General features: G+C 64.0%; 19 protein-coding genes, 1 pseudogene and 1 riboswitch. Of the genes and pseudogenes, 5 read left to right on the plus strand and 15 right to left on the minus strand.

Translation table 11 applies throughout. From position 1 onward, the window contains the following. The first annotated feature begins 775 nt into the window (after positions 1 to 775). On the plus strand, positions 776 to 2,218 hold the full coding sequence (locus tag CO664_RS22345) for a sensor histidine kinase (RefSeq protein ID WP_097527513.1): 1,443 nt from the start codon (positions 776 to 778) through the stop codon (positions 2,216 to 2,218). Continuing rightward, positions 2,215 to 2,868, plus strand: coding sequence for a response regulator transcription factor (locus CO664_RS22350; protein WP_097539940.1), 654 nt, complete (start codon positions 2,215 to 2,217; stop codon positions 2,866 to 2,868). The genes CO664_RS22345 and CO664_RS22350 overlap by 4 nt, the downstream gene beginning before the upstream one ends. Here CO664_RS22350 and CO664_RS22355 read toward each other — a convergent pair. Both CO664_RS22355 and CO664_RS22360 read right to left on the minus strand, forming a co-directional pair. Beyond that, positions 2,858 to 3,322: a hypothetical protein gene (locus CO664_RS22355; protein WP_097527512.1), complete on the minus strand. Its 465-nt coding sequence runs from the start codon at positions 3,320 to 3,322 to the stop codon at positions 2,858 to 2,860. The two genes, CO664_RS22350 and CO664_RS22355, sit on opposite strands and share 11 nt — an antisense overlap. 453 nt (positions 3,323 to 3,775) lie before the next feature. Then, complete coding sequence (locus CO664_RS22360; protein WP_064252847.1) at positions 3,776 to 3,970, minus strand: hypothetical protein; 195 nt, start codon at positions 3,968 to 3,970, stop codon at positions 3,776 to 3,778. A gap of 457 nt (positions 3,971 to 4,427) precedes the next feature. Here CO664_RS22360 and CO664_RS22365 point away from each other — a divergent pair, with 457 nt between their 5' ends. Next, positions 4,428 to 5,519: a PHB depolymerase family esterase gene (locus CO664_RS22365; RefSeq protein ID WP_097539941.1), complete on the plus strand. Its 1,092-nt coding sequence runs from the start codon at positions 4,428 to 4,430 to the stop codon at positions 5,517 to 5,519. A gap of 33 nt (positions 5,520 to 5,552) precedes the next feature. Here CO664_RS22365 and CO664_RS22370 read toward each other — a convergent pair whose 3' ends face one another. Continuing rightward, complete coding sequence (locus CO664_RS22370) at positions 5,553 to 5,999, minus strand: SRPBCC family protein (RefSeq protein WP_037382296.1); 447 nt, start codon at positions 5,997 to 5,999, stop codon at positions 5,553 to 5,555. A gap of 211 nt (positions 6,000 to 6,210) precedes the next feature. Between CO664_RS22370 and CO664_RS22375 the strand changes: the two genes are divergently transcribed. Next, positions 6,211 to 7,269, plus strand: coding sequence for an adenylate/guanylate cyclase domain-containing protein (locus CO664_RS22375; RefSeq protein ID WP_097539942.1), 1,059 nt, complete (start codon positions 6,211 to 6,213; stop codon positions 7,267 to 7,269). Between the two features lie 108 nt (positions 7,270 to 7,377). On the opposite strand, the gene CO664_RS22380 is transcribed toward CO664_RS22375, so the two are convergent. The 7 genes and pseudogenes from CO664_RS22380 to CO664_RS22410 form a co-directional block, all read right to left on the minus strand. Continuing rightward, positions 7,378 to 7,881, minus strand: a complete 504-nt coding sequence (locus CO664_RS22380) for a cupin (protein WP_097539943.1) — start codon at positions 7,879 to 7,881, stop codon at positions 7,378 to 7,380. A gap of 112 nt (positions 7,882 to 7,993) precedes the next feature. Further along, positions 7,994 to 8,968, minus strand: a complete 975-nt coding sequence (locus CO664_RS22385) for an AraC family transcriptional regulator (protein ID WP_097539944.1) — start codon at positions 8,966 to 8,968, stop codon at positions 7,994 to 7,996. Positions 8,969 to 9,159: 191 nt separating this feature from the next. Further along, the gene (locus CO664_RS22390; protein ID WP_097539945.1) at positions 9,160 to 10,185 is read right to left on the minus strand and encodes a helix-turn-helix domain-containing protein; all 1,026 of its coding nucleotides are present in this window, start codon (positions 10,183 to 10,185) and stop codon (positions 9,160 to 9,162) included. Between the two features lie 197 nt (positions 10,186 to 10,382). Continuing rightward, positions 10,383 to 11,987 (minus strand): DHA2 family efflux MFS transporter permease subunit, encoded by a 1,605-nt coding sequence (locus CO664_RS22395; protein ID WP_097539946.1) that lies wholly within the window; start codon positions 11,985 to 11,987, stop codon positions 10,383 to 10,385. After that, positions 11,984 to 13,081, minus strand: coding sequence for an HlyD family secretion protein (locus CO664_RS22400; protein ID WP_097539947.1), 1,098 nt, complete (start codon positions 13,079 to 13,081; stop codon positions 11,984 to 11,986). The genes CO664_RS22395 and CO664_RS22400 overlap by 4 nt, the downstream gene beginning before the upstream one ends. An 88-nt stretch (positions 13,082 to 13,169) precedes the next feature. Next, positions 13,170 to 13,582, minus strand: a pseudogene (locus CO664_RS22405) (cupin domain-containing protein). A gap of 78 nt (positions 13,583 to 13,660) precedes the next feature. Next, entirely contained in the window at positions 13,661 to 14,413 is a 753-nt protein-coding gene (locus CO664_RS22410; RefSeq protein ID WP_097539948.1) for an SDR family oxidoreductase, read from the minus strand. 250 nt (positions 14,414 to 14,663) lie between these two features. Between CO664_RS22410 and CO664_RS22415 the strand changes: the two genes are divergently transcribed. Continuing rightward, a complete protein-coding gene (locus tag CO664_RS22415; RefSeq protein ID WP_097540023.1) occupies positions 14,664 to 16,259 on the plus strand; it encodes a winged helix-turn-helix domain-containing tetratricopeptide repeat protein in 1,596 nt (531 codons plus the stop codon). A gap of 51 nt (positions 16,260 to 16,310) precedes the next feature. On the opposite strand, the gene ribB is transcribed toward CO664_RS22415, so the two are convergent. The 5 genes from ribB to CO664_RS22440 form a co-directional block, all read right to left on the minus strand. Beyond that, positions 16,311 to 16,940, minus strand: coding sequence for a 3,4-dihydroxy-2-butanone-4-phosphate synthase (gene ribB / locus CO664_RS22420; RefSeq protein WP_097539949.1), 630 nt, complete (start codon positions 16,938 to 16,940; stop codon positions 16,311 to 16,313). 111 nt (positions 16,941 to 17,051) lie between these two features. Next, a riboswitch (FMN riboswitch) is annotated at positions 17,052 to 17,198 on the minus strand. 60 nt (positions 17,199 to 17,258) lie between these two features. Next, on the minus strand, positions 17,259 to 18,047 hold the full coding sequence (locus CO664_RS22425) for an SDR family oxidoreductase (RefSeq protein WP_097539950.1): 789 nt from the start codon (positions 18,045 to 18,047) through the stop codon (positions 17,259 to 17,261). Positions 18,048 to 18,062: 15 nt separating this feature from the next. Then, a complete protein-coding gene (locus tag CO664_RS22430; RefSeq protein ID WP_097539951.1) occupies positions 18,063 to 19,550 on the minus strand; it encodes a sugar ABC transporter ATP-binding protein in 1,488 nt (495 codons plus the stop codon). A 28-nt stretch (positions 19,551 to 19,578) separates the two neighbouring features. Beyond that, positions 19,579 to 20,517, minus strand: coding sequence for a substrate-binding domain-containing protein (locus CO664_RS22435; protein WP_097539952.1), 939 nt, complete (start codon positions 20,515 to 20,517; stop codon positions 19,579 to 19,581). 129 nt (positions 20,518 to 20,646) lie between these two features. Further along, positions 20,647 to 21,621 (minus strand): ABC transporter permease, encoded by a 975-nt coding sequence (locus CO664_RS22440; protein WP_097539953.1) that lies wholly within the window; start codon positions 21,619 to 21,621, stop codon positions 20,647 to 20,649. Positions 21,622 to 21,809 lie beyond the last annotated feature (188 nt).

Here is a 21,809-nt window from a genome sequence, read left to right on the forward strand (position 1 = left end):
TCGCTCAGGGCAGGATCGGTGGGGATGGCGTCGATGCCGTTCTCAGCTTCGAACTCGGCATAGGCAATCGCATAAGCCGAGATCGCTGCCATGCGTGGATCGTTGGAGTTGAGATAGGCGTGATAGTTCCGGTTCAGAGAACTGAACCCCGAGCCAAGCTTTACCTTTTCAGGTTCAACCGTCTTCGGCTTGCCCGCCGCGACGTGTCCAGACTTCACTGGCTTGGCTGCCTTGATCGTCTTCTTCGACTTGGTCCCGCGCGAAAAGAGCGACTTCAGGGTCTTGTCGCCATGGCTCTTGCCAGACCGCGCTTTGTCCTGCTTGCCACTGCCGGAATGCGACTTGCTCTGGCCGCCGCCATGACCGCCTCCGTTGCCGCCTCCGTTGCCGCCGCCATTGCCACCGCCGTTTCCGCCGCCATTGCCGCCGCCATTGCCGCCCTTGGCAAAAGCAACACCCGAGGCGCCGAAGGTCACGGTTGCAAGAGGAGCGACCGCGATCGCCAGGGCAAGGACGCTCCTTCCGATTGTCTTGGAAATAGCCATAGCCGGCCTCCTTGGTTTCACTTGCCTCATGCTTGGAGGCGTCAGATTTCTTACCAAGGCGACGGTAGCTTGAGCGGGGTCGCGCCACCATGGCTGTCGGACTATTGCGCTGGCTTCTCGGACCTAGGTCTGACAGAACGGGCCACAAAAGGTCCGAGCCACCAGCGCAAACGTGGCGTGCCATTGACCCGCCTATAGGAGACGGTAGTTATATCGGCATCAATCGAACGATGTGCCGCCAACGAATCGAGCGGACAGGCCCGAGATTTGTCGTGCGCGCCAAAGACCTGATCACAAGATGGAACGCCCAGCCCCTGGCGAAGCAGTTCCTGATGGCCGGCGGGATCGTCGCCGCCACGGCAATGATCGTGGTCGGCGCCTTCGTCACGAGCCTTATCGAGGACGCCGTCACCCGAAACTCGGCGGCGACGACAGCGCTCTATGTCGACAGCGTGATTGCGCCTCTTTTGCCGGACATGCAAACGACCGAAGTTCTCGACGATACCGTTTCGCGGGCGCTCGACGAGACACTTGGTCAGGGCGCGCTCGGTGGCCGTTTGCTGGCGTTTCGACTTTGGCGGGCGGACGGCACCATCCTCTACGCGAATGAAGAGAGCATGGTCGGAAAACGGTTCGAGCTAAGTCCTGAACTGAAGGCGGCATTCGACGGCGACGTCGTGGCTCAGTTCACGCCGGTAGACGATCTCGATGGCGAGACCGAGCGCGCAGCAAACAAGCCGCTTCTCGAAATCTACAATCCCGTGCTGCAGCCCTGGTCGGGACAGGTGGTCGCCGTCTCCGAGTTTCATGAGATTGCCAATGATTTCGAGCTCAGCCTGGGCCGGGCCAGAATCCAGACGTGGCTGGCCGTTGCGGGCTTTACGCTTGCATTCTTCATCATGCTTTCGGCAATCGTGATGCGCGGCAGCAGGACGATCGACAAGCAGCGCCTCGCCCTCAAGCAGCGCGTCGAGGAACTTTCCGCACTGCTTGAGCAGAATGAGATGCTGCGCGGGCGCTTGCAGCAGGCGTCGCAGCGGGCCACGGCTCTCAACGAACAGATGCTGCGCCGGATCGGTGCGGACCTGCATGATGGCCCCGCTCAACTGCTGGCCTATGCCTCGCTGAGGGTAGATAGCGAGGCGTTGATGAGCACGGCGACCCCGACAGACAAGCGCGAACGCGAGGTCGCCGCCATCAAGGCAAGTCTCGACGAGGCGATGCGTGAGATCCGAACCATATGCAACGGGCTGGTCCTGCCGCAGATCGAAACGGCGAGCCTGCGAGAGATACTCGAGCGCTGTGTCCACGCCCACCGGCAGCGAACCGGCTCGGCTGTGGATTTGTCGCTGTCCCGTCCGCCGGATCACCTTTCCCCCTCGGCGAAGATATGCATATACCGTTTTGTGCAGGAGGCGTTGAACAATGCCTACCGACACGGCGGAGGCGTTGGGCAGCGTGTCGTGCAGAGCATGGACGGCAACAGGGTGCGGATCGAGGTAGCCGATGGCGGGCCCGGTTTCGATCCCGACAAAGTGAGGCCGACGAGCCTCGGGCTTGCCGGTCTGAGAGAGCGGATAGAAAGTCTCGGCGGAACATTTGAACTGAACGGCGCCGCTCCGGGCACGGTTGTCCGGATGTCGCTCGGCATCGAGGAGGTGGGGCAGCTATGACGACTGCGATTCGCGTTGCGGTGATCGACGATCACCCTCTGTTCAGAGAGGGGGTGACGAGGAGTCTATCGGAGCTCGAAGGCTTCGAAATTGTAGCCGAAGGCGGCTCGCGCGACGATGCGCTGAGAATTGCCGAGAACCTGGCGCCCGACGTGATGCTGCTCGATATCTCGATGCCCGGGAGCGGACTCGCGGCGGTGCCGCTTATTCTTCAGATCGCTCCGGCGCAGAAGATCGTCATGCTCACCGTTTCGGAGGCAGGCGACGACGTCAAGGCCGCCCTGCAGGGCGGCGCCAAGGGCTATATCCTCAAGGGGATCGGATCGAGAGCGCTGGCGGATGTCATCCGCGCCGTCGCCTCCGGCGAAAGCTACGTGGCTCCGACACTGTCGGCCAAACTCCTGTCCAACAGCGCACCCCCCTCGGCAAGCAAGTTCGACCTGATCCACGACCTGACCACTCGGGAGCGAGAGGTTCTCAATCTCGTCGCATCAGGAATGAGCAACAAGCAGGTCGCTCGCAAGCTCAATCTGCACGAGAAGACGATCAAGCACCACATGACGCAGATCATGGCAAAGCTAGACGTCGCCAACCGGACCGAGGCGGCGATGGTGCTGCGCGACGCCCTCGACCGCCCGCTCAGTCAATAAGGGATAGCAGCCGCTTCTGGTCAGCCGACGTCGCGCGCCGGTTCACAATGGTGCGCCCGCGGCCGTCTTTCATGATGTAGCGGCCGTTTTTGATTTCTTCGCTTATTCCTTCGACATGGCGAATTTTCAAGATCGAGCCGAAGGTTCCGACCGCCGCACCTTTTACCCTCGCTCCGCTGGAACTGCTGCTCGAACTGCTGCTGTTCGAACCGCCCTTTCCATTGCCGTTACCGCCGCCATTGCCGTTGCCGCCGCCATTGCCGCCACCATTGCCATTGCCGCCGCCATTGCCACCATTCTTGGCGAGGGCGGATTGAAGCGAGAGTTCGAGCGCGGAGTCGGACAGGGTTGCCTTGTAAGGCAGGCCTGCGAAGACGAAGCCGATCGTCACGGTGCACAGGACCGCCACGAACTTTCGTCCGCTGGTCTTGGCATTGCTGCTAAGAAAAATCATTGGCGCACCATTCGCCTGGCAGTGGCTATCAGCATGACGAGCAAAGGCCGGCTTATTGGAGTCGAGCCGATCCGGCGATCTTCGTGCTCGCCTTTCTCGCAATACCTTGCCCACGGCGCAAATCAATCGTCAACCCGCGGCTTGCCTTAACGAGTGTTCTTGGACCTTTCTCACGTCGCGTCTGGACATTCGCCCAGCCCACTTCGGACCAAGGTCTGAAAGAGATCGGCTTGGCCATCGGGACGCAGCGACAAAGAGAGCCCGCCGGATGGAACCGGCGAGCTCGACCCCCGCGCAGGAAGGGACGGCGCTGCGCGAAGATTTGCGTCAAGAACAGCACTTTCGCCTATAAGTTCCTTTTCTCCTCAGCACTCAGACCTATGCGCGTGCCGATCAGGCCAAGGGCCGATGCGCCGTGCGGCGGAAGTCCAGGTCACGACAGGGCCCCGCTCGTTATGGCGCCTTGTCCGCGCTTTCGACCATTGTGACGGCATCAGGTGGATAGACACGGGTTTGCTGGCGGGGCTCCGTGAGCAAATCCCCGACGAACAGATAGGCGCTCAACACAGCGATCATCGCAAGCATCAATGCGACGGGTATTCCGCTGCGGGCTTCTCGTTCCGGATAGGCCGATATTCTGTATCGCATCGCGCATCTCCATTCGTGTGGGACGCGAGGTAAAATCCCCGCCGCGTCAGACCGGCCGGCATTGCCGCTAGCCTTCACGCTCGTGCCAGCCGAGCCGGCACTACCTCAACGGCAGCTATGCGGTTCCATGGTCTTTCGTTCCACTGAAACGTCCTCCTTAGACCTTTGTCATTGGAGACTGGTCCGAAAGACGGGGGGAAATATCCGACCAAGGTCTGGTCAGGAACTGACATCGTCGTTCGTCCGATTACTTCGAGAGCACTGACCAGCGGCTCAGAGCCACAAGCCAACTCGTCGTTCCTCCGAAAAGGAGCCGCCGCCGATCGGTGCCCTTGCCGCTCCGGAGATCTTGAAGGACCTATCACGGATATTTCATTGTGCAGTGCAGCAACTAATTCCGCTAGGCGACGTTATGGCTTGGTGGCGCCCCGGCTGCTGACGCAGGAGATATCCATTCATGAGAACAGTACCCGACACGCTTGCAAGGATCACGCGGCTCAAGTCAGGCAAAGCCGAGCCTGCTCAACCCCGCAACAGGCTTTCCGCGCTTACGAATTTCGGTTCTAACCCCGGAGCACTGAAGGCCAAGTGCTATCTGCCGAAAAGCCTCGCGAAGAAGCCGGCGCTTGTCGTCGTCCTGCACGGCTGCACGCAGATTCCGGCCGACTACGACGCCGGCTCGGGCTGGTCGAAAATGGCCGAGGAGCATGGCTTCGCGCTTCTCTACCCGCAGCAAGTGCGCGACAACAACGGCAATCTCTGTTTCAACTGGTTCCTCCTCGACGACATCGGCCGCGATAAGGGCGAGGCACTCTCCATCCGGCAAATGATCGGAACGATGGTCTCGAGGCACAAGCTTGCCAGCGAAAGAATATACGTCACCGGGCTTTCCGCCGGGGGCGCAATGGCGAATGTTCTGCTCGCAACCTATCCTGACGTCTTTGCCGGCGGGGCGATCATTGCCGGCCTTCCCTATGGAACCGCGTCGACGGTCTCGGGGGCATTCGAGCGGATGCGCGGCCACAGCATCCCGAAAACCCGGGAACTGCGCGCCGGCCTTCGCGCCGCCTCCCCCCACACCGGACCCTGGCCGACACTTTCCGTATGGCACGGGACAGGCGACAGCACCGTTGCCGAAGCGAACGCGCGGGCGATCGTCGAACAATGGCGCGGGGTGCACGACGTCGATTCGGCGCCGGCCGTCACCGAAACCGTGGACGGCCAGACGCGGAAGGTCTGGAGGGACGCCGACGGACGGGACCGCATCGCGCTCTACAGCATCCACGATATGGGGCATGGATTGCCGCTCAACGTGGCGAGCGGCTACGGAAAAAGCGGCCCCTACATGCTTGATGTCGGCATCTCCTCCACCGTGCACATCGCCCAATCCTGGGGGCTGACGCGAAAACTCGCGAGCGGCCGGCGGCGTAAAGCGGCGGCAAAACCAATCTCCGCGCGCGTCATGCCCGCCGATCGCGCGTCGCCACGGGACGACAAGATCCGGAAAGTCATCGATTATGCGCTTCGCGCGGCCGGCTTGAAGCGATAGCCGGCATCCGGCGCATGCGGCAGCGGCAAAACTCTAAGTGCGGCCGTGCCAGGGATCCGGGCCCGGATTGCGTCCGGCCGCGGCCTCGGCCAGCCGGTCGAGATAGTGGGCCCAACCTTCCGCATGGCCGGCACATTGCTCGGCACTGGGGAGGCCCGAATGGGTCAGGCGCAGCAGCGTTCCGTCCGGCTGTTCGATCAGGTCGATCTCAACGAGGCTCGATCCCGGCGGCACGACCTCGCTGCCCTCCCAGCCGAAGCTGTAGGCGAGCCGGTGGACCGGCACCACTTCGCGGAAGGATCCGCGGGCGAAGCGGGCCCCGGTTACGTTGACGAGATAAAGCCCCTCGGGCTGCGGCTCGATCTCCGCCTCGGTGCCCATCCAGCGCAGGATCTTCTCCGGATCGGTCAGCAGCGCAAAGACGGCGGCGGGCGGCGCGGCAATGTGCGTCTCACGGCGGACGACGAGGGACTCTTGCATCGGTCTCCCCCATGGTTGCCCACCTGTGGCGATCGATCGGCAGGTGGATCGGGACCCCTCCGATGATAGCCTCGCAGCGCCGGATGCGCCACCGCCGCGCGGGCAGGCCGCACGCAATAAGCGGAAGCCGTTGACCTGCAACTGATTTTTCTGCCAGCAATCGTGCCTGACGCGGATGACAGGCCGCATCCCTTGGCGGTATGCTTTCGGCATGGATCTGCCCGCGCCCCTCGCCTGGCTGCTGGACGAGGCCGGCGCCTCGCCCGGGGCCGACCGGTTCCTCGCCGAGCTCGGCAGTCGGCTTTTGGCCGACCGTCTTCCCTTGGCCGGCGGTGCCCTGACGCTTGCGGTGCCGCATCCGATCATCGCCCGCCGCACCTGGCTGTGGCGCGCGGAGAACGGGGCGGTGATCGAGTCGCTCGGCTTCGCCGGCGGCCCGCCGAGCCATGCCGAGCGCGACTGGCTGGCCGGACTCGGTCCGGTTCTGGAGGACACGGTCGGAGCGGCGCCCGACAAACCGGTGCTCGCCTGGGCCGGGATACGCGGCTTCGACCCGGCCGAGGCGAGCCGGCTGCGCCAGGCGGCCCGCTTTGCCGCGGCGCCACTGGCGGCGCTTGCCGAGCGGGCTGCGCTGTCGGCGCTGCTCGAGGCCTATCTCGGCCGCCGCAGTGCCGCACGGGTCCGGGCCGGCGCACTGACCCGCGGCACCGGCGAGACCATCCGCGCCGTACTGCTCTATGCGGATCTGCGCAATTTCACCGCGCTCTCCGAGGCAACCCCCCCCGCCGAGATGATCGCGTCGCTCGACGCCTGGTTCGACCGCGTCGCCGGGGCGATCCACGCCTTCGGTGGCGAGGTGTTGAAGTTCATCGGCGATGGCCTGCTGGCGATCTTCCCTGTGACCGGTTCGGCAGCCGAGGCCTGCGAGGCGGCCCTTCGCGCCGTCGTCGCCGCCCGCGCCGGCATGGCGCATCTTGACGCCGCGCGCCAGGCCCAGGGGCTGCCGCCGCTCCCCTTCGGTACGGCACTGCATTTCGGCGACGTCCTCTGGGGCAATATCGGCGCCGTCGACCGGCTGGATTTCACCGCTATCGGCCCCGCCGTCAACCTCGTCAGCCGCCTCGAGGGCCTCTGCCGCCCGCTCGGCCGCTCGGTCCTGATCTCCGGCGCCGTCGCCGAGGAAACCTCAAGCCCGCTGCTGCCACTCGGCGACCACGAGCTCCGCGGCATCGCCGCGCCCTGCGCCGTGTTTACGCTGGCGGAGGGGTGATCGGGGACGTCGTCCGTCGCCCTCCCCGCCACCGGTGGCGCACCGAGGCACGGCAGCGCGAGCGTCGAACGCGCAGTTCGTAGCGAAGACGTCGCCCCAATCCGCAGCCTAGGCCTCTTTCCAAAGACGCGTCAGGGGCCCGTCGGCGCCATGGAGCGGGTCGGTTGCGGGGAGCGGCAGGTTGGCGATCGTTTGCAGGGCGCTCGTGCTGGCGGCCCGCGTCTGGATATCGGCCGTCTGCCCGGGCGGATAGCCGCCGACGACGAGGAAAGCGTCGCTCGACCCGAGGTTGCTGTGACCCGTCCCCGCCGGTAGGACGAGACAGTCGCCTGCACCCACCTTCAGCACCACGCCGTCCGGACCGCCGATCAACAGCTTCGCATTGCCTCCGGCGATGCCGAGGACTTCATGTGCGCCGATATGATAATGCTGATAGGAAAAGACGCCGTTGCGCCACAGCCCCTGCCAACCGGCCGCGGCAAAGCGCCGCTCGAACGCCGCCGCATCGCTCTCCGCGGCGGACAGAGCCTGACGATAAAGAAGCACCGGCAGCCTGGGGTGGTTCGGCACCCATTCGCTCGGCTGGAATTTCATGCATTCGGGTTCGCGCATCTCCGGCTCCGCCCATTAGATGTCGTTCCCATTATTTATAGGACCTGATTCGACGAATTCGAGCGATCGCCGGCAATTGGGCGCGAGGGGTGCAGCCGTCCCGGCCGGCCGCTCAACAGGAGCGGAGTGTCTGGGATGGAAGCTCTCCGAAACGGTTGCGGTAATCGGTCGCCAGACGCCCCATATGCGTAAAGCCCCATTTGAGCGCTATGTCGGCGACGCTTTGCCCCGGCCAGGCCTGGGTCAGCTCTTCGCGAAGCGCCTTCAACCGCAGATCCTGGAGGTAGCTCATCGGGGTGGTCATTTTGAATTGGCGAAACCCCTGCTGGAGGGTACGCGAACTGACCCCGCAGGCGGCGGCGACCTCTACCAGGGTAATCGGCCTCGACAGGTTGGCCATCATGAAATCGACCGCCTTCTTCACATGCCGCGGGACCGGCGAAACCGCGCGGCGCATTTTTTCCGAGAAGCGGTGAGGCACCGTGTCGAGGAGCAGCTGGATCAAGGCCTCACTTAAGTTTGTCAGCGCGAGGGGCGACCTGCGCAACGGTGCATCGCCAGTAAGGCCCGCTCTCAGCGTCTCGGCCATGCTGGCAATCGCCGTTCCGGGTCCCGACAACAGATCGAGTTCCGGCGAGAACTCTAAGGCACCGGAGACCGGCATCTCGACAATGTCGCAGAGCTGGCGCAAAAGTGCCGCTCGATCGATAGCGACGAACATGTGCTCGCGAGCGCTCGAGGACTGGGCGACAATGCGGCGATCGCCTTCTATGACTGCGCCGCGGCCGGGCGACGTGCGAAATGCCTCCCGTCCCATGCGAAGGTCTACACCCCCACGAAGCGGCACGAGCAGCACCAGCTGGCCGTCGGCCTCGCTCTCGAAGAGGACTCGTCCCTCAATGTGCGTGCAGCCGATCGATACGACGCCGGCGTTCGCCCAGGCGCATTTGTAATAGATGCTCTCCCTGCCAAGTGGCCGGACAACGACACTGGAGACCCAACTCGTCAGCGTTGCTGCAAGGCGGTCCGGGTCGCGCCCTTCGAACGACACCCAGTCGGGACGCGTCGCCGAATCCCCCAATGCCATCGATACTCTTCTCCTTGCTTACATTCTATGAGCAGAATTCCGCGGGTGGCGCCGTCACGCTGAAAGGTATGCCATAATATTCGCAGCGGCGGCACAGCATCATACAATGGACCTTGTAATGCAACAGGCTGCATTCGATGCACCGAGTTGCAGGTGTCCCGCGGCAGATACTTTCACGCCGAACGCCGCATTCACCGCAGGACGTCCGCGCCCGTGAAAACAGAACCGCCGACGCGCCGCCTTGTATCGGAGGGGTTTTCTCCATAGGTCGCCCTGTAGACCGCGGAAAACCGCCCGAAATGAAAGAAGCCCCATTTCAGGCAGATCGCTCTCAGGGTCTGATTGTTCTCGGGATCGAGGAGGTCCTGGCGTGCCGAGCGCAGGCGAAGCCTGAGGAGATAGGCGGCGGGCGTCGTATCCCGGAAGGCGCGGAAGCCGGTTTCCAGAGCTCGGACGGAAACGCCGGCAGCTTCGGCAACCATAGGCATGGTGATCGGCTGATTGATATTGGCTTGCATGAACTCGATCGCCCGGCGGACATGGCGCGGGGCGATCAGGCACGGCTTCTTGTCCAGCAAGTGCGATAGCCGGTGGGGGACCAGGCGCACCACCACGTCGGCAAGCGCCTGCGTCAAGTGCGCCATAGCGATTGGCGACTGCAGCAAGGGACCGCCGTTGCGTATGCCGCCCATGATCGTTTCTGCAAGATTGCCGATCAACTGGCCGGCCGGCGTGGACAAGCTCACCTGCGGCAGCAGGTTCAGGGATCCGTCGAAGGGCGCCTCGAAGGTCTGACCCAATGTCTGAAGGACAACGGACCAGTTGATCAGGAGCTCGTCTACGACATTGTCTTCCCCGTGCATGATGACGCTGTTGGGTTCGAAATTGTTGTAGAGGAGCAACTCTCCTCGCCCCGCCTCCGCCGTCCGCGGCCCGTAGGTCACGCCCATTCCGCCGTTTCGAGGCAGGACGATCGACAGATACTCCGCCGTATCGGCGGTCGGCTCGATGTGGAACTGGAAATCGCTTTGATGATAGCCGGTGATTAATACTGCACTGTCGCAGGCCGAAAGGTCGATCCCCCAACGGAAACTCTGGGCCTGGCTGATCGGCTCCGCTGCGAAGGTGCCGAAAGCGCCGCCGAGCGTTTCGATCATGCTGTCGAATGACGAACCGCGAAACTGAAACGATGCCTGTGCAGCGCTGTTATCCGACATGCGACCCCGGTTGCATCCCTCAAAGCCGCCACGACAGACCCAGCGGAAGGGTGCCCGTCACGTCCTCGCCGGCGTCCTCCCGCAGACAGCGGGGATTTCCCTCCTGGTGTCGCATGCTTCCCCTACCGTCGGAAGCCGTGGCGCGAAACTGCCCAAAGCATAGGGCCGGCAAAATCGATGCGCAACAGTGTCAGGCGCTACGACGCCTTCGCCTTCAGCAGCCGGGCAGAGCGCGCTTTCGCGTACCTGGAGAGTCCGATCTTGATGCCGACCAGCACCGGGGCGGCGACGACGAACAGCAGTGCGACCGCATTGAAGGCCGTGTCAAAGGCAATCACGCTGGACTGACCTGTCACGGTCCGGCCGAGAAGGCTGGTTGCCGCTCGGCTGGCGGCGGCTGCGTCCATCCCCTTTGCTGAAAGCATAGCCGCCGTGGTCGCCAGCCGCTCGATCACCGCGGGCTTGCCGGCAGTGACATTGGCGCCGAGGACGGCGAGATTGGCGACGAGGTTATGGTCGATCAGCGTCTGGAGCGCTGCGACCCCCGCGAGCCCGCCGAGCTGGCGGCCTGTATTGAAGAGACCGATCCCGGAGGCGAGATTTCGGCTGTTGAGGTTGCCGAAGGCGATCAGCGTGATCGACAGGAACAGGAAGCCAAGGCCGAGGCCACGCAGCAGGATCGCCGCCATCATGTCGTCGGCACCGCTCTCGCTGGTCGAACCGGAGAGCATCCACATCGCGACCATGATCATCAGGATGCCGAACGGCACCGTGGCGAAGGGCGGAACGCGGCGTACCTGGAAGAGAAAGGCGGCGAGGAGCAGGGCGGCGACGAACAGCCCGCCGCTCGGCAACAGGAGCAGGCCGGCGTCCGTAGGCCTGAATGCGAGGACCGATACGGCAAAGGACGGAATCAGGAACGCGCTGCCGAACAGGGCGGCGCCGGCGACGAAACTGACGATGAAGGCGAAGGTAAAATCCTCCGATCCGAACAGGGTGAAATCGATGAGGCCCCGGCCTTTGGCCAGAACCTGCTGGCCGAGAAATGCCAGCAGCGTGGCTGTGCCGATCACCGTCAGCCACAGGATGCGCGGCTCCTCGAACCAGTCCCATCGGCTGCCCTGGCTGAAGACGTAGGTGAAGCAGAAAAGCGCGACCGAGATCAGCGCGAAGCCGATCCAATCGAACGGACGGTGCACGATCTCGGGCGTTGTCGGCGGGTTCGCGATCAACAGCAGCCCGACAGCCGCGAGCGCCACCGGAACGACGCTGAAGAAGATCCATGTCCAGGATTGGCTATCGATCAACCACCCCTGAAGGGCAGGCGCGATTGTCGCGGGGGCGACGACGGCCCCCATCGCGAATAGGGCCTGCAGGATCGGCTGGCGGGATCGCGGATAGGCGAAAAAGATGATCGCCTGGCCGGCGACAAGCAGAGTGCCACCGGAAAGGCCCTGGAGGATGCGGAGGGCGACCATCAGGTCAAGGCGATCCGTCATGGCGGCAATGCCGCAAGCCATGCCCATGACCAGGGTTGCGCCGATCACCAGGTTCAGCGGACGAATACGGTTCATCAGCCAGGGGGCGGCCAGGAATCCGATAAGCTTGAGCGTGGTATAACCGATGTCCAGCCAGGCGAACTCGTCCGGCGTCGCATGGGTGTCGCCAATGATATCGCCGCGTCCTAGCGACAGGACGGTGCTGGCGATCGCTTCGGTCAGAGTGGCAAGCACGATGCCGGCAATAAGAATGGTTCCGGCCGTGGATCTGTCGCGGCTCGTGGCCGTAAATACCGTGGTCATGAGCCGCCTCCCGGCGCGATTTCTACGCGCGCGGACAGGCCGGGCACGATGCGGCCGGGCGAGGGATTGTTGGCAAGCCGGATCTTCACCGGAACGCGCTGGACGACGCGAACGAAGTTGCCTGTCGCATTGTCCGCGGGAAGCAGGCTGAAGGCAGAGCCGCTGCCCGGCGCAAAGCTGTCCACCACGCCGTCAAGCGCCCCGTTCGGATAGCCGTCGATGGTGATGCGGGCGCGCTGGCCGGGCCGGATATGTTCGAGCTGGGTTTCCTTGAAATTGGCCACGACCCACACGTCGTTGACCGGAACGATCTCGAGCAGGGAAGCGCCGGGCGCGACAAGCCGACCGACGCGGACCTGGCGGTTGCCGATGACGCCCGCGACCGGCGCCCGTACGATGGTGCTGTCGAGATCGATCTGGGCGAGGTCGCGCGCCGCCTCCGCCTGCGCGACGGCAGCAACGGCCGCTTCGCGCTGAGCGGCAAGGACGGCGATGCGGTGCTGCTGCGCCTCTACCGTCGCAGCGGCGGCCGAGACGTTCGCTTCGGCTCTGGTGCGTGCCGCATCGCTTTCATCGACATGGGCCTGGCTGACGGTGTTGCTGCGGATGAGTTCGCGGCGGCGATCATAGGCCTTGGTCGCCAGATCGAGCTCGGCCGCGGCCGACCGGCTCTGGGCCTCGGCCTGGCGGATGAGCGCATGCTGAAGCTCTGTCTCGGCATCGACATTGATGAGGCGAGCCTCGGCAGCTTCGACATTGGCGACGGCCTGTTGAAGCCGTGCACGGTAGTCCCGATCGTCGATCCGGAACAGGACGTCACCCGCTCGGACGGTCTGGTTGTCCTGAACCGCCACGGCCGTGACGTAACCCGCAACCTTCGGCGCGAGCGACGTCACGTCGCCGCGGACATAGGCATTGTCGGTCGACGCTGCGCCGCCCGAACTGGCCCAGGCCCAACCGCCGGCCATGACGGCGACGGCGCCGACGCACAGAGCCAAGCCGGCGATCTTCTTCTTTTTGGATTGCGCCACGACGACACTTTTCGCAGGGCTCCTGCCGGTGACGATGGCGATCTTGTCCTCGAGCGTATCCATTTTCTCAGTTCCTGTTGGATGCCGATGACCCGGGAAGCAGCCCTGGCGGCGATCGCCTCCCGGGACTGCGGGCATCGAGCGACGTTGGTTATTGTCCGATGGGCGTGGTCAGCTCCGTTTCGGCGGTATCGACGACAAACACCGCCAGCAGCCGTGCAGGCTCCGTATCGCTGGCATTCGCGCTTACCTGGTGATGCGAGCCCGGTTCTTCGTAGAAGTTCTCGCCGGCTCTGTAGACCTTTTCCGGCGAGCCGTGACGCTGCTGCGGATCGCGCCCTCAAGCACGGTTGCATAGATGAAGGCGGATTTCGGATGGGTGTGGGCCGGCGACGCGCCGCCCGGCCCGTATTCGACGAGAACGCCCTTCATGCTCTTGCCGGGGACGTTGGGAAGCGCGTGGTCGAAGACGACGGTTACCTTGCCCGCCGGCCTGTCGGCGGCCGAAGCTGCGGTGATCGAAAGCGCTGCGAAGGCAGCGGCCGAGAGAAATCGTGCAAGCATGGCATTTCTCCTTCGAGGATAACTGTCAAAAGGTCAGGGCCGAGCGGGCCGCATTCGTCTTGGCGGCCCGCCGGAGGTTCAGTGGGCGGCTTGCCGGGCGAGCCAATCCTCGAACCGGATTGCGCCGATGCGTGCATTGCTGCCGGGGGTCAGCGATTGATCGTCGAGGACGGAGCCGAAGTAGCGCGCGTGCACGTCCGGTACGACCTTGCGCGCGTCCCTGGTTGCCTTGAGGAAGCGCCTGACCACCTCGTCGAGCGGGATCGCCTCCGGACCGGCCACTTCAACGGTGCCCTTGACCGGCGGCGCAAGCGCGACATCGGTGAGCGCCGCCGCGACATCGTCGGAGGCCATGGGCTGGAACAGCGCCGGCGACAGGCGAATCTCGTCACCGACCGTGCCCGCCTGGGCAATGCCGCCGACGAACTCGAAGAACTGCGTGGCGCGCAGGATGGTGTAGGGAATGCCGGACGCCTTGATGAGGTTTTCCTGCGCGACCTTCGCCCGGAAATAGCCGTTGTCGGGAAGCCGTTCGCTGCCGACGATCGAGAGGGCCACATGGTGGCGGACGCCGGCGGCAGCTTCCGCGGCCAGGAGGTTGCGGCCTGACGTCTCGAAGAATTCGAGGACTGCCTTGTCTTCCCAAACCGGCGCGTTGGCGACGTCGACGACGATCTCCGCCCCGTCCAGCGCTTCGGCCAGGCCCTCGCGGGTGATGGTGTTGACGCCGGTGTTGGGGGCGGCTGCGAGCACCTCATGGCCGCGCTCCGTCAAGTTCTTCACGAGTTTCGATCCGATGAGGCCGGTGCCTCCGATGACGACGATCTTCATGGCTCTCTCCGTTTCTGCCGACCGCATCTTTGCCGTCGATCCGGGGTGGAGAGTGCCTGCAAGCTTGTCGGGAGTCCTTGCCGCAGGCTTGAATTGACCTTGAGGAAAGCTTGGTTATTCGTCCAAGCGGGTTGTCGGTCATCTTGCGGCAGAGGTGCGAGCGCGTTACGGCGAGCCGTGCTATCAATGGACAGAAGTGTCGCCGCTGCTCCGGCTGGCAAGCCGAGCCGCTCGGTCGAGGGATGCCGACGTGCAATTCGTGTTTGGAGACTACGTGCTCGACCCCGAGCGCCGGGAGCTTACCCTGCGCTCGGAAGTGGTGACCGTCGGGCCGCAGGTCTTCGACCTGCTGCTGCATCTCGTCAGGAACCGCGACCGCGTCGTCAGCAAGGACGATCTGCTTCAGGCGGTATGGAGCGGCCGGATCGTCTCGGAATCGACGATCACCAGCCACATCAACGCGGTGCGCAAGGCAATCGGCGACAACGGTGAAGAGCAGCGCCTGGTCCGCACCGTCGCCCGCAAGGGCTTCCGCTTCATAGGGGTGATCGAGACCGGCGAGATCGCAAAACCGAGCCACCCCGACGGACCGGGCATCGTCGGACACTCGCCAAGCGAAACGGGGGAGCCTCCTTCCGCGCTCGTCCTTCCGGACAAGCCCTCGATCACCGTCCTGCCCTTCCAGAATCTCAGCGGCGACCCGGAGCAGGACTATTTCGCCGACGGCGTGGTGGAGGACATCATAGCCGCCCTGTCGCGCATCCGCTGGCTGTTCGTCATCGCGCGCAATTCGAGCTTCACCTACAAGGGCCGGACGGTGGATACGAGAGACGTCGGCGAAGAGCTTGGCGTGCGCTACGTGCTCGAAGGCAGCGTGCGCAAATCCGGCAACAAGGTGCGCATCACCGGGCAGCTCATCGACGCCACGAGCGGGACGCATCTCTGGGCGGAGCGCTTCGAAGGCACGCTCGACGACATCTTCGAATTGCAGGATCAGATAGCCGAAAGCGTCGTCGGGGCGATCGCGCCGCAGCTCGAACGGGCGGAGATCGAGCGCGCCAAGCGCAAGCCGACGGAAAGCCTGGACGCCTATGACTATTACCTGCGCGGCATGGCGAAGCTGCACAGCGGAACCCGGGAGGCCATCGAGGCGGCGCTACCCTTGTTCTACAAGGCGGCCGAGCTTGATGCGGAATTCGCGTCCGCCTACAGCATGGCCGCCTGGTGCCATTTCTGGCGAAAGTTGAACGGTTGGATGATCGATCCTCCGGGCGAGATCGCCGAGGGCGCCCGCCTGGCGCGGCTCGCCGTCCAACTCGGCCGCGACGATGCGGTGGCGCTGACGAGAGGCGGACATGCGCTCGCCCATCTCACCGGCGACCTCGACGGCGGTATCGCGCTCATCGACCGGGCCGTCCTGCTCAATCCCAATCTCGCTCCCGCCTGGTATCTCGGCGGTGCGCTCCGCGCGCTTCGCGGCGAAACGGACGCTGCAACAGAACACTTGACGCATGCCGTTCGCCTCAGTCCGCTGGATCCGGAAATGTTCCGCATGCAGGTCGGCATGGCGCTGGCAAATTTCTTCGCCGGGCGCTTCGATCCCGCCTCGGCCTGGGCAGAAAAGGCGCTCGGGAACCTGCCCAGCTTGCTTCCGGCAGCCGCCCTGGCGGCGGCAAGCCATGCGCTCGCCGGGCGCATCGACGAAGCAGGGCATGCGATGCAGCGCCTGCGCACGCTCGATCCGTCCTTGCGCCTCTCCAACCTCAAGGACTGGCTCCCGATCCATCGACCCGAAGATCTGGCGCGGTTCGCGGATGGGCTGCGGCTGGCCGGTCTGCCCGAGTGAGCTCGACGAGCCGAAGCGAATGGCCGCCTGTTTTCAGGCAGCCTGATGAGGTTACGCGGCCCGTGCCGCGCCGGCCGGCTGCTCGACGAATGCGATCAGGTCTCTGATGGTGATCAGCGGAAGCCGGTGCGTTTCAGCGAACACCACGAGCTCCGGAAGCCGGGCCATCGTTCCGTCGTCATTGGCAACTTCGCAAATGACACCCGATGCGGACTTGCCGGCAAGGCGTGCCAGTTCCACCGCCGCCTCCGTGTGTCCGGGCCGTCCGCGCACGCCGTTCGGATGCGCCCGCAGGGGGAAGACATGCCCCGGCCGGGCGAAGTCCGCCGGACGCGCGTCGGGATCCATCAGCGCCTGGACGGTCGCGGCGCGATCGGCTGCGGAAATGCCGGTGGTGGTCGCGGGCAGGTAATCGACGGAGACCGTGAATGCGGTCTTATGGAGCTCGGTGTTCTGCGGAACCATGAGCGGGATATCGAGCGCATCGAGACGCTCTCCTTCCATCGCGACGCAGATCAGCCCGCGGGCGTGCTTCATCATGAACGCGATCGTTTCGGGCGTCACCGCGTCCGAGGCGACGATGATGTCGCCTTCATTCTCCCGGTCCTCGTCGTCGACGACCACGACCATGCCGCCCAGCGCCAGGGCCGCGATTGCGTCTTCAATTTTCGAGATTGCCATTCCATTGCCTTTCAAGGGTAGCCAGCATTGGCGTCAAACCGCGGCGTTTCGGCCGCTATTCATCCCTTGGGCGAACAAGTCCGCGCCGCCCGACAACGAGCGGTTTGCTGACATTGTCCTCTTCCATCCGGACTGTAACCGTCGGCCCCGGCCTCTCACCGGGTCTGCTGACCTTCCGCATCGGCGGGAGCGCTCGCGGGCTCCCGGATCGCTCCGAATACCGCCGGTGGGGATTTTCACCCCGCCCTGAGAACAAGCGTAGATAAGGAATTTCACCGGCAAAAAGCAAGAGGCCAGCTCAGGCTGGCCCCGTGATATTTACCAGCAGCAGAAGCCGCCATCGACCAGGAGGTCGACGCCGGTCACGAAGCTTGCCGCATTCGAAAGAAGGAAGACGGCAGGGCCGACCATCTCGTCCACCGTCGCCATGCGCTGCATCGGGGTCTGCTCCTCGAACAGCTTGGTCTGATGCACCATTTCCGGCCGGGTGTTCATCGGTGTGGCCGTGTAGCCGGGACTGATCGTGTTGACGCGGACGCCGCGGCCCACCCATTCCATCGCCATCGACTTCGTCATATGAATAACGCCGGCCTTCGAGGCATTGTAGTGGCACTGGCTGAGGCCGCGGTTGACGATCACGCCGGACATCGAGGCGATGTTGACGATCGAGCCGCGGCCGTTCTTCAGCATGGCGCGGGCTTCCGCCTGGCAGGACAGGAAAACGCCCTTCAGGTTGATGTCCATCATCGTCTGGAACTGGCTTTCCTCCATCTCCTCGGCCGCATTGGCATTGGCGATGCCGGCCGCGTTCACGGCAAGGGCAAGCGGGCCGAGTTCCGCTTCGGTGCGGGCGACCGCCTCGTTGAGCGTCGCGCCATTGGTCACGTCGGCGGCGATGCGGATGCTGCGGCGCCCGGTGCCGGCGATGAATTCCGCGGTCTTCGCCAGTCCATCGTCGGTGCGGCGATCGAGCAGCGCAACGTCGGCGCCGCACTGCGCCAGCCCCATGGCGATGCGTTGCCCGATGCCGCTGCCCGCCCCCGTCACGAAGGCGACGTTGCCGGAGAGATCGAACAGTTTCGGCGCGTTGAGCGTGATTTCAGACATGAATTTCTTCCTTGTTCAAATCGTCGCGAGTTCCATGACCGAGACGTCGTTTGCGTCCTCGCGATCAAGGATGCCGGTCTGTCTGCCCTGGGCCATGACCATGATCCGGTTGGAGACGCCGAGCACCTCCTCGAGATCGGAACTGACCACGATCACCGCGACCCCCTGGCGGGCGAGATCCATGATGAGGTCGTAGATCGACGAGCGGGCGCCGACGTCGATGCCGCGCGTCGGTTCGTCGAGCACAACGACCTGCGGCTTTCGCGCCAGCCACTTGGCGAGCACCACCTTCTGCTGGTTGCCGCCGGAAAGCTCGCCGGCGTTCTGGTGGCCGCGGCCTTTCACGCCGAACCTCCTGATGCACTCGTCGGCGAACTGTTGCAGACGCCGGGAGGAAACCCAGCCGTTGCGGGCAATTGCGCCGAGATTGGCATAGCCGATGTTCTCCGCGATCGAATGATCGAGCACGACACCTTGGAGCTTGCGGTCCTCCGGCACGAGAACCATCCCGCTGCGAATCGCGTCGATTGGCGAGCGCGGCGTGACGGCATTGCCATTCAACAGAATCTCGCCACCGGAAATCGGATCGGCGCCGGTGATGGCGCGCACGAGTTCGGTGCGGCCGGCGCCCATCAGGCCGGCGATGCCGAAGACCTCGCCCTTCCGGACTGAAAAGCTGATATTGCGGAATGCATTCGTCGGCGAGGTGAGATCGCGGACCTCAAGCGTCACCTCTTCCCGAGGCGCTGGCAGGGCCGGGAACATGCGCTCGAGCGAGCGCCCGACCATGGCCTCGACGATGGTGCGGATCGGCACGTCGCCGCTGTCGAATTCCTTGACCTTGGCGCCATCGCGCATGACGACGACGCGGTCGGCGATCTGGCGGATTTCCTCGAGACGGTGCGAGATGTAGATGATGCCCACCCCGTCCGCCTTCAGCCGTTCGATCTGCTGGAAGAGGAGTTGGGTTTCCTCGCCGCCGAGCGCCGCGGTCGGCTCGTCCAGGATCAGCAGGCGGGCATTGAGCGTCAGCGCCTTGGCGATTTCGATGAGCTGCTGCTTGCCGGTCGAGAGCCCTTCGACGAGGCGGTCGGGCGATATGTCTAGACCCAGCCGCTTGAGGCCGCTGCGCGCCCGTTCCTCCATCGCCCTGCGGTCGACCCGGCCCGCCTTCATCGGATAGCGACCGACAAAGACATTCTCGGCGATCGAGAGCTTCGGGAGCAGTTTCAGCTCCTGATGGATCATGCCGACCCCCTCGTCCATCGCGGCACGGGGATTGGCGGGCGCATAGACTGCCCCAAGCCAGGTCATTTCCCCGGCGGACGGCTGCACGGTGCCGGAAATGATGTTCGACAGGGTCGATTTCCCGGCACCGTTTTCGCCAAGCAGCGCCACGACCTCACCCGGATAGATGTCGAGGTCGACACCGTGCAGGACCCTGATCGGTCCGTAGGACTTCTGGATCCCACGGAGCGAGAGGATGGGAGACTGGGTGGTCATGGCGCTGCCTTTCGGGCATCGAGACAATTTATGGATGGCTCTTCACGAACTCCGGAGCATTCTCGCAGGTCGTCAGCACGGCATTCGGAGTCTGGCGCTCTTCGACCTTCTGGCCGGCGGCCACGGCAAGTGCCGATTCAACCGCGAGGACGCCCATCTTCTGGGTGCTCTGCGTCGCCGTGGCGACGAACGGCCCCTTGCACTTGGCGAGATATTCGAGCGCCGAAACGTCGCCGTCATAGCCGCCAATGATCACCTTGTCGGAGAGGTTGGCAACGTCCACGGCTTTGGCCGCGCCCATCGCCAGGCCGTCCGCCTGGCCGAAGATGATCTTGATGTCGGGGTTTGCCTGCAGCATGTTCTGGGCGATCGAGAAGCCTTCGTCCGCCGACCACATGTTGCTCCACTGCTGGGCGACGAGTTCCACGCCCGGAGCCTCGTCGATGGCGCGCTTGCAGCCGGTGAAGCGATCGACTTCCGGCGTCGTGCCCTTCTGGCCGTGGATGATCGCCATCTTGCCCGAGCCGCCGGCCTTTTCGATGATGTGCTTGCACACGGCATAGGCGGATTCGACGCTTTCGCCGGCGATGAAGGTATCGCCCGGCGCGCCCTCCGGAACACGGTCGACATTGATCACCGGAATGCCGGCTTCACGGGCAAGGCGGGTCGGCACGGCGGCCGCGGCTGCACCGGCCGGAATATAGATGAACGCGTTGATGTCCTGCGTCATAAGGTCCTGGACCTGGTTGACCTGGGTGGCGGTGTCGTTCTTCGCGTCGACCACCACGACGTCGATACCCTTTTCCTTCGCGTATTTTTCGACGCCGAGCTTGATCTGGTTGAAGAAGTCCGCCTGAAGGTTCGGCACGGCGAGGCCGATCTTCTTGACTTCCGCGGCCGATGCACCGAGCGGGGACATCAGGACCGCAGCGGTGGTTGCCGCCAGCAGCAGGTTGGACAGTTTCATGGGTTCTCCTCCGAGTTGCTCTGTGGATTTCCTGACTTCACAGGATTCCACCTCCCTTTTGCCGGCCCGCACCATTGCTGACCGTTTTCGCTTCCCCGCAGGCGTTTCCGCAAGCGGGGTGAACAGTGGCTATTTCCGCTTGCGATAAGTCTCGGCGGTGACGGCCAGCACGATGACGCCGCCGATGACCACCTGCTGCATGAACGGCGATACGCTCAGCAGGTTGAGGCCGTTGCGCAGGATTCCGATGATCAGCACGCCGATTATGGTGCCGCCGATGCCGCCCGTTCCGCCGGAGAGCGACGTGCCGCCGATGACGACTGCCGCAATGGCGTCGAGCTCGTAGGAGACACCGGACGAGGGCTGGACCGAGTCGAGCCGCGCCGCCAGCACCATGCCCGACAATCCCGCCAGGAAGCTGCAGACCACATAGACAAGCACGGTCGCCCGCTGGACGTTGATGCCGGCAAGCCGCGCCACCTCTGCGTTGCCGCCGATGGCGTAGAGGACGCGCCCGCCATGGCGATAGCGCTGGTAAAGGAGGCCGACGACGAAGACCACCAGCATGACCGCGACCGTCAATGTCAGGAAGCCGCCGAAGCGCACGATGGCCATGATGTTGAACCAAGCCGGAAAACCGATGATCTGCTGGCCGTCGGTGATCATGTTGGCGAGGCCGCGGGCGATCGACATCATGGCAAGCGTCGCGATGAATGCCGGCACGTTGAAGCGCGTTATGAGAAGCCCGGCGATCAGGCCGTTCAGCGAGGCGACCAGCAGGGCGAGCGGAATGGCGATCCACATCGGCACGCCGGCAACGACGTTCAGATAGCCAAGCACCATCATTGCCAGCGCCATGACAGAACCGACGGCGAGGTCGATGCCGCCGATCAGGATGACCATCGTCATGCCGACGGCCATGATGCCGAGCACCGTGATCTGATCGAGCACGTTCAGGAAGTTCCTGATCGAAAGGAACTTGTCGCTGGCGAAGGTGAGAAACAGGCACAGGACGATGAGGCCGATCAGCGGACCTGTGGCCCCTCGCATCGACGCAAAAATCCCGCCCGCGAACCCTTGCCGCTCCGTCGCTGTCGCAAGCATGGCGCCCTCCTCTCGCACCCCGGCTTCCTCACCGGTAGCTTGGCATAATTATTCATAACTGTGTGTAAATTCGTATATGATTGATCCGCGTCCTGTCAACCTCGTTCTGCCTGGGCATTTCTCCCTTCTTTATCTTGACATGCGGCCGCAGCGTGCAATTATATAGGGGATTGTATATTTATGCAGTA

It is taken from the genome of Sinorhizobium sp. NG07B (assembly GCF_002532005.1).
In the GTDB taxonomy this organism is placed as follows: domain Bacteria; phylum Pseudomonadota; class Alphaproteobacteria; order Rhizobiales; family Rhizobiaceae; genus Sinorhizobium; species Sinorhizobium fredii_C.

Bases quoted from the DNA above. Each gene is read 5' to 3' on its own strand.
- CO664_RS22345 (WP_097527513.1), top strand. From the start codon at position 776: ATGTGCCGCCAACGAATCGAGCGGACAGGCCCGAGATTTGTCGTGCGC.
- CO664_RS22350 (WP_097539940.1), top strand. From the start codon at position 2,215: ATGACGACTGCGATTCGCGTTGCGGTGATCGACGATCACCCTCTGTTC.
- CO664_RS22355 (WP_097527512.1), bottom strand. From the start codon at position 3,322: ATGATTTTTCTTAGCAGCAATGCCAAGACCAGCGGACGAAAGTTCGTG.
- CO664_RS22360 (WP_064252847.1), bottom strand. From the start codon at position 3,970: ATGCGATACAGAATATCGGCCTATCCGGAACGAGAAGCCCGCAGCGGA.
- CO664_RS22365 (WP_097539941.1), top strand. From the start codon at position 4,428: ATGAGAACAGTACCCGACACGCTTGCAAGGATCACGCGGCTCAAGTCA.
- CO664_RS22370 (WP_037382296.1), bottom strand. From the start codon at position 5,999: ATGCAAGAGTCCCTCGTCGTCCGCCGTGAGACGCACATTGCCGCGCCG.
- CO664_RS22375 (WP_097539942.1), top strand. From the start codon at position 6,211: ATGGATCTGCCCGCGCCCCTCGCCTGGCTGCTGGACGAGGCCGGCGCC.
- CO664_RS22380 (WP_097539943.1), bottom strand. From the start codon at position 7,881: ATGCGCGAACCCGAATGCATGAAATTCCAGCCGAGCGAATGGGTGCCG.
- CO664_RS22385 (WP_097539944.1), bottom strand. From the start codon at position 8,968: ATGGCATTGGGGGATTCGGCGACGCGTCCCGACTGGGTGTCGTTCGAA.
- CO664_RS22390 (WP_097539945.1), bottom strand. From the start codon at position 10,185: ATGTCGGATAACAGCGCTGCACAGGCATCGTTTCAGTTTCGCGGTTCG.
- CO664_RS22395 (WP_097539946.1), bottom strand. From the start codon at position 11,987: ATGACCACGGTATTTACGGCCACGAGCCGCGACAGATCCACGGCCGGA.
- CO664_RS22400 (WP_097539947.1), bottom strand. From the start codon at position 13,081: ATGGATACGCTCGAGGACAAGATCGCCATCGTCACCGGCAGGAGCCCT.
- CO664_RS22410 (WP_097539948.1), bottom strand. From the start codon at position 14,413: ATGAAGATCGTCGTCATCGGAGGCACCGGCCTCATCGGATCGAAACTC.
- ribB (WP_097539949.1), bottom strand. From the start codon at position 16,940: ATGGCAATCTCGAAAATTGAAGACGCAATCGCGGCCCTGGCGCTGGGC.
- CO664_RS22425 (WP_097539950.1), bottom strand. From the start codon at position 18,047: ATGTCTGAAATCACGCTCAACGCGCCGAAACTGTTCGATCTCTCCGGC.
- CO664_RS22430 (WP_097539951.1), bottom strand. From the start codon at position 19,550: ATGACCACCCAGTCTCCCATCCTCTCGCTCCGTGGGATCCAGAAGTCC.
- CO664_RS22435 (WP_097539952.1), bottom strand. From the start codon at position 20,517: ATGAAACTGTCCAACCTGCTGCTGGCGGCAACCACCGCTGCGGTCCTG.
- CO664_RS22440 (WP_097539953.1), bottom strand. From the start codon at position 21,621: ATGCTTGCGACAGCGACGGAGCGGCAAGGGTTCGCGGGCGGGATTTTT.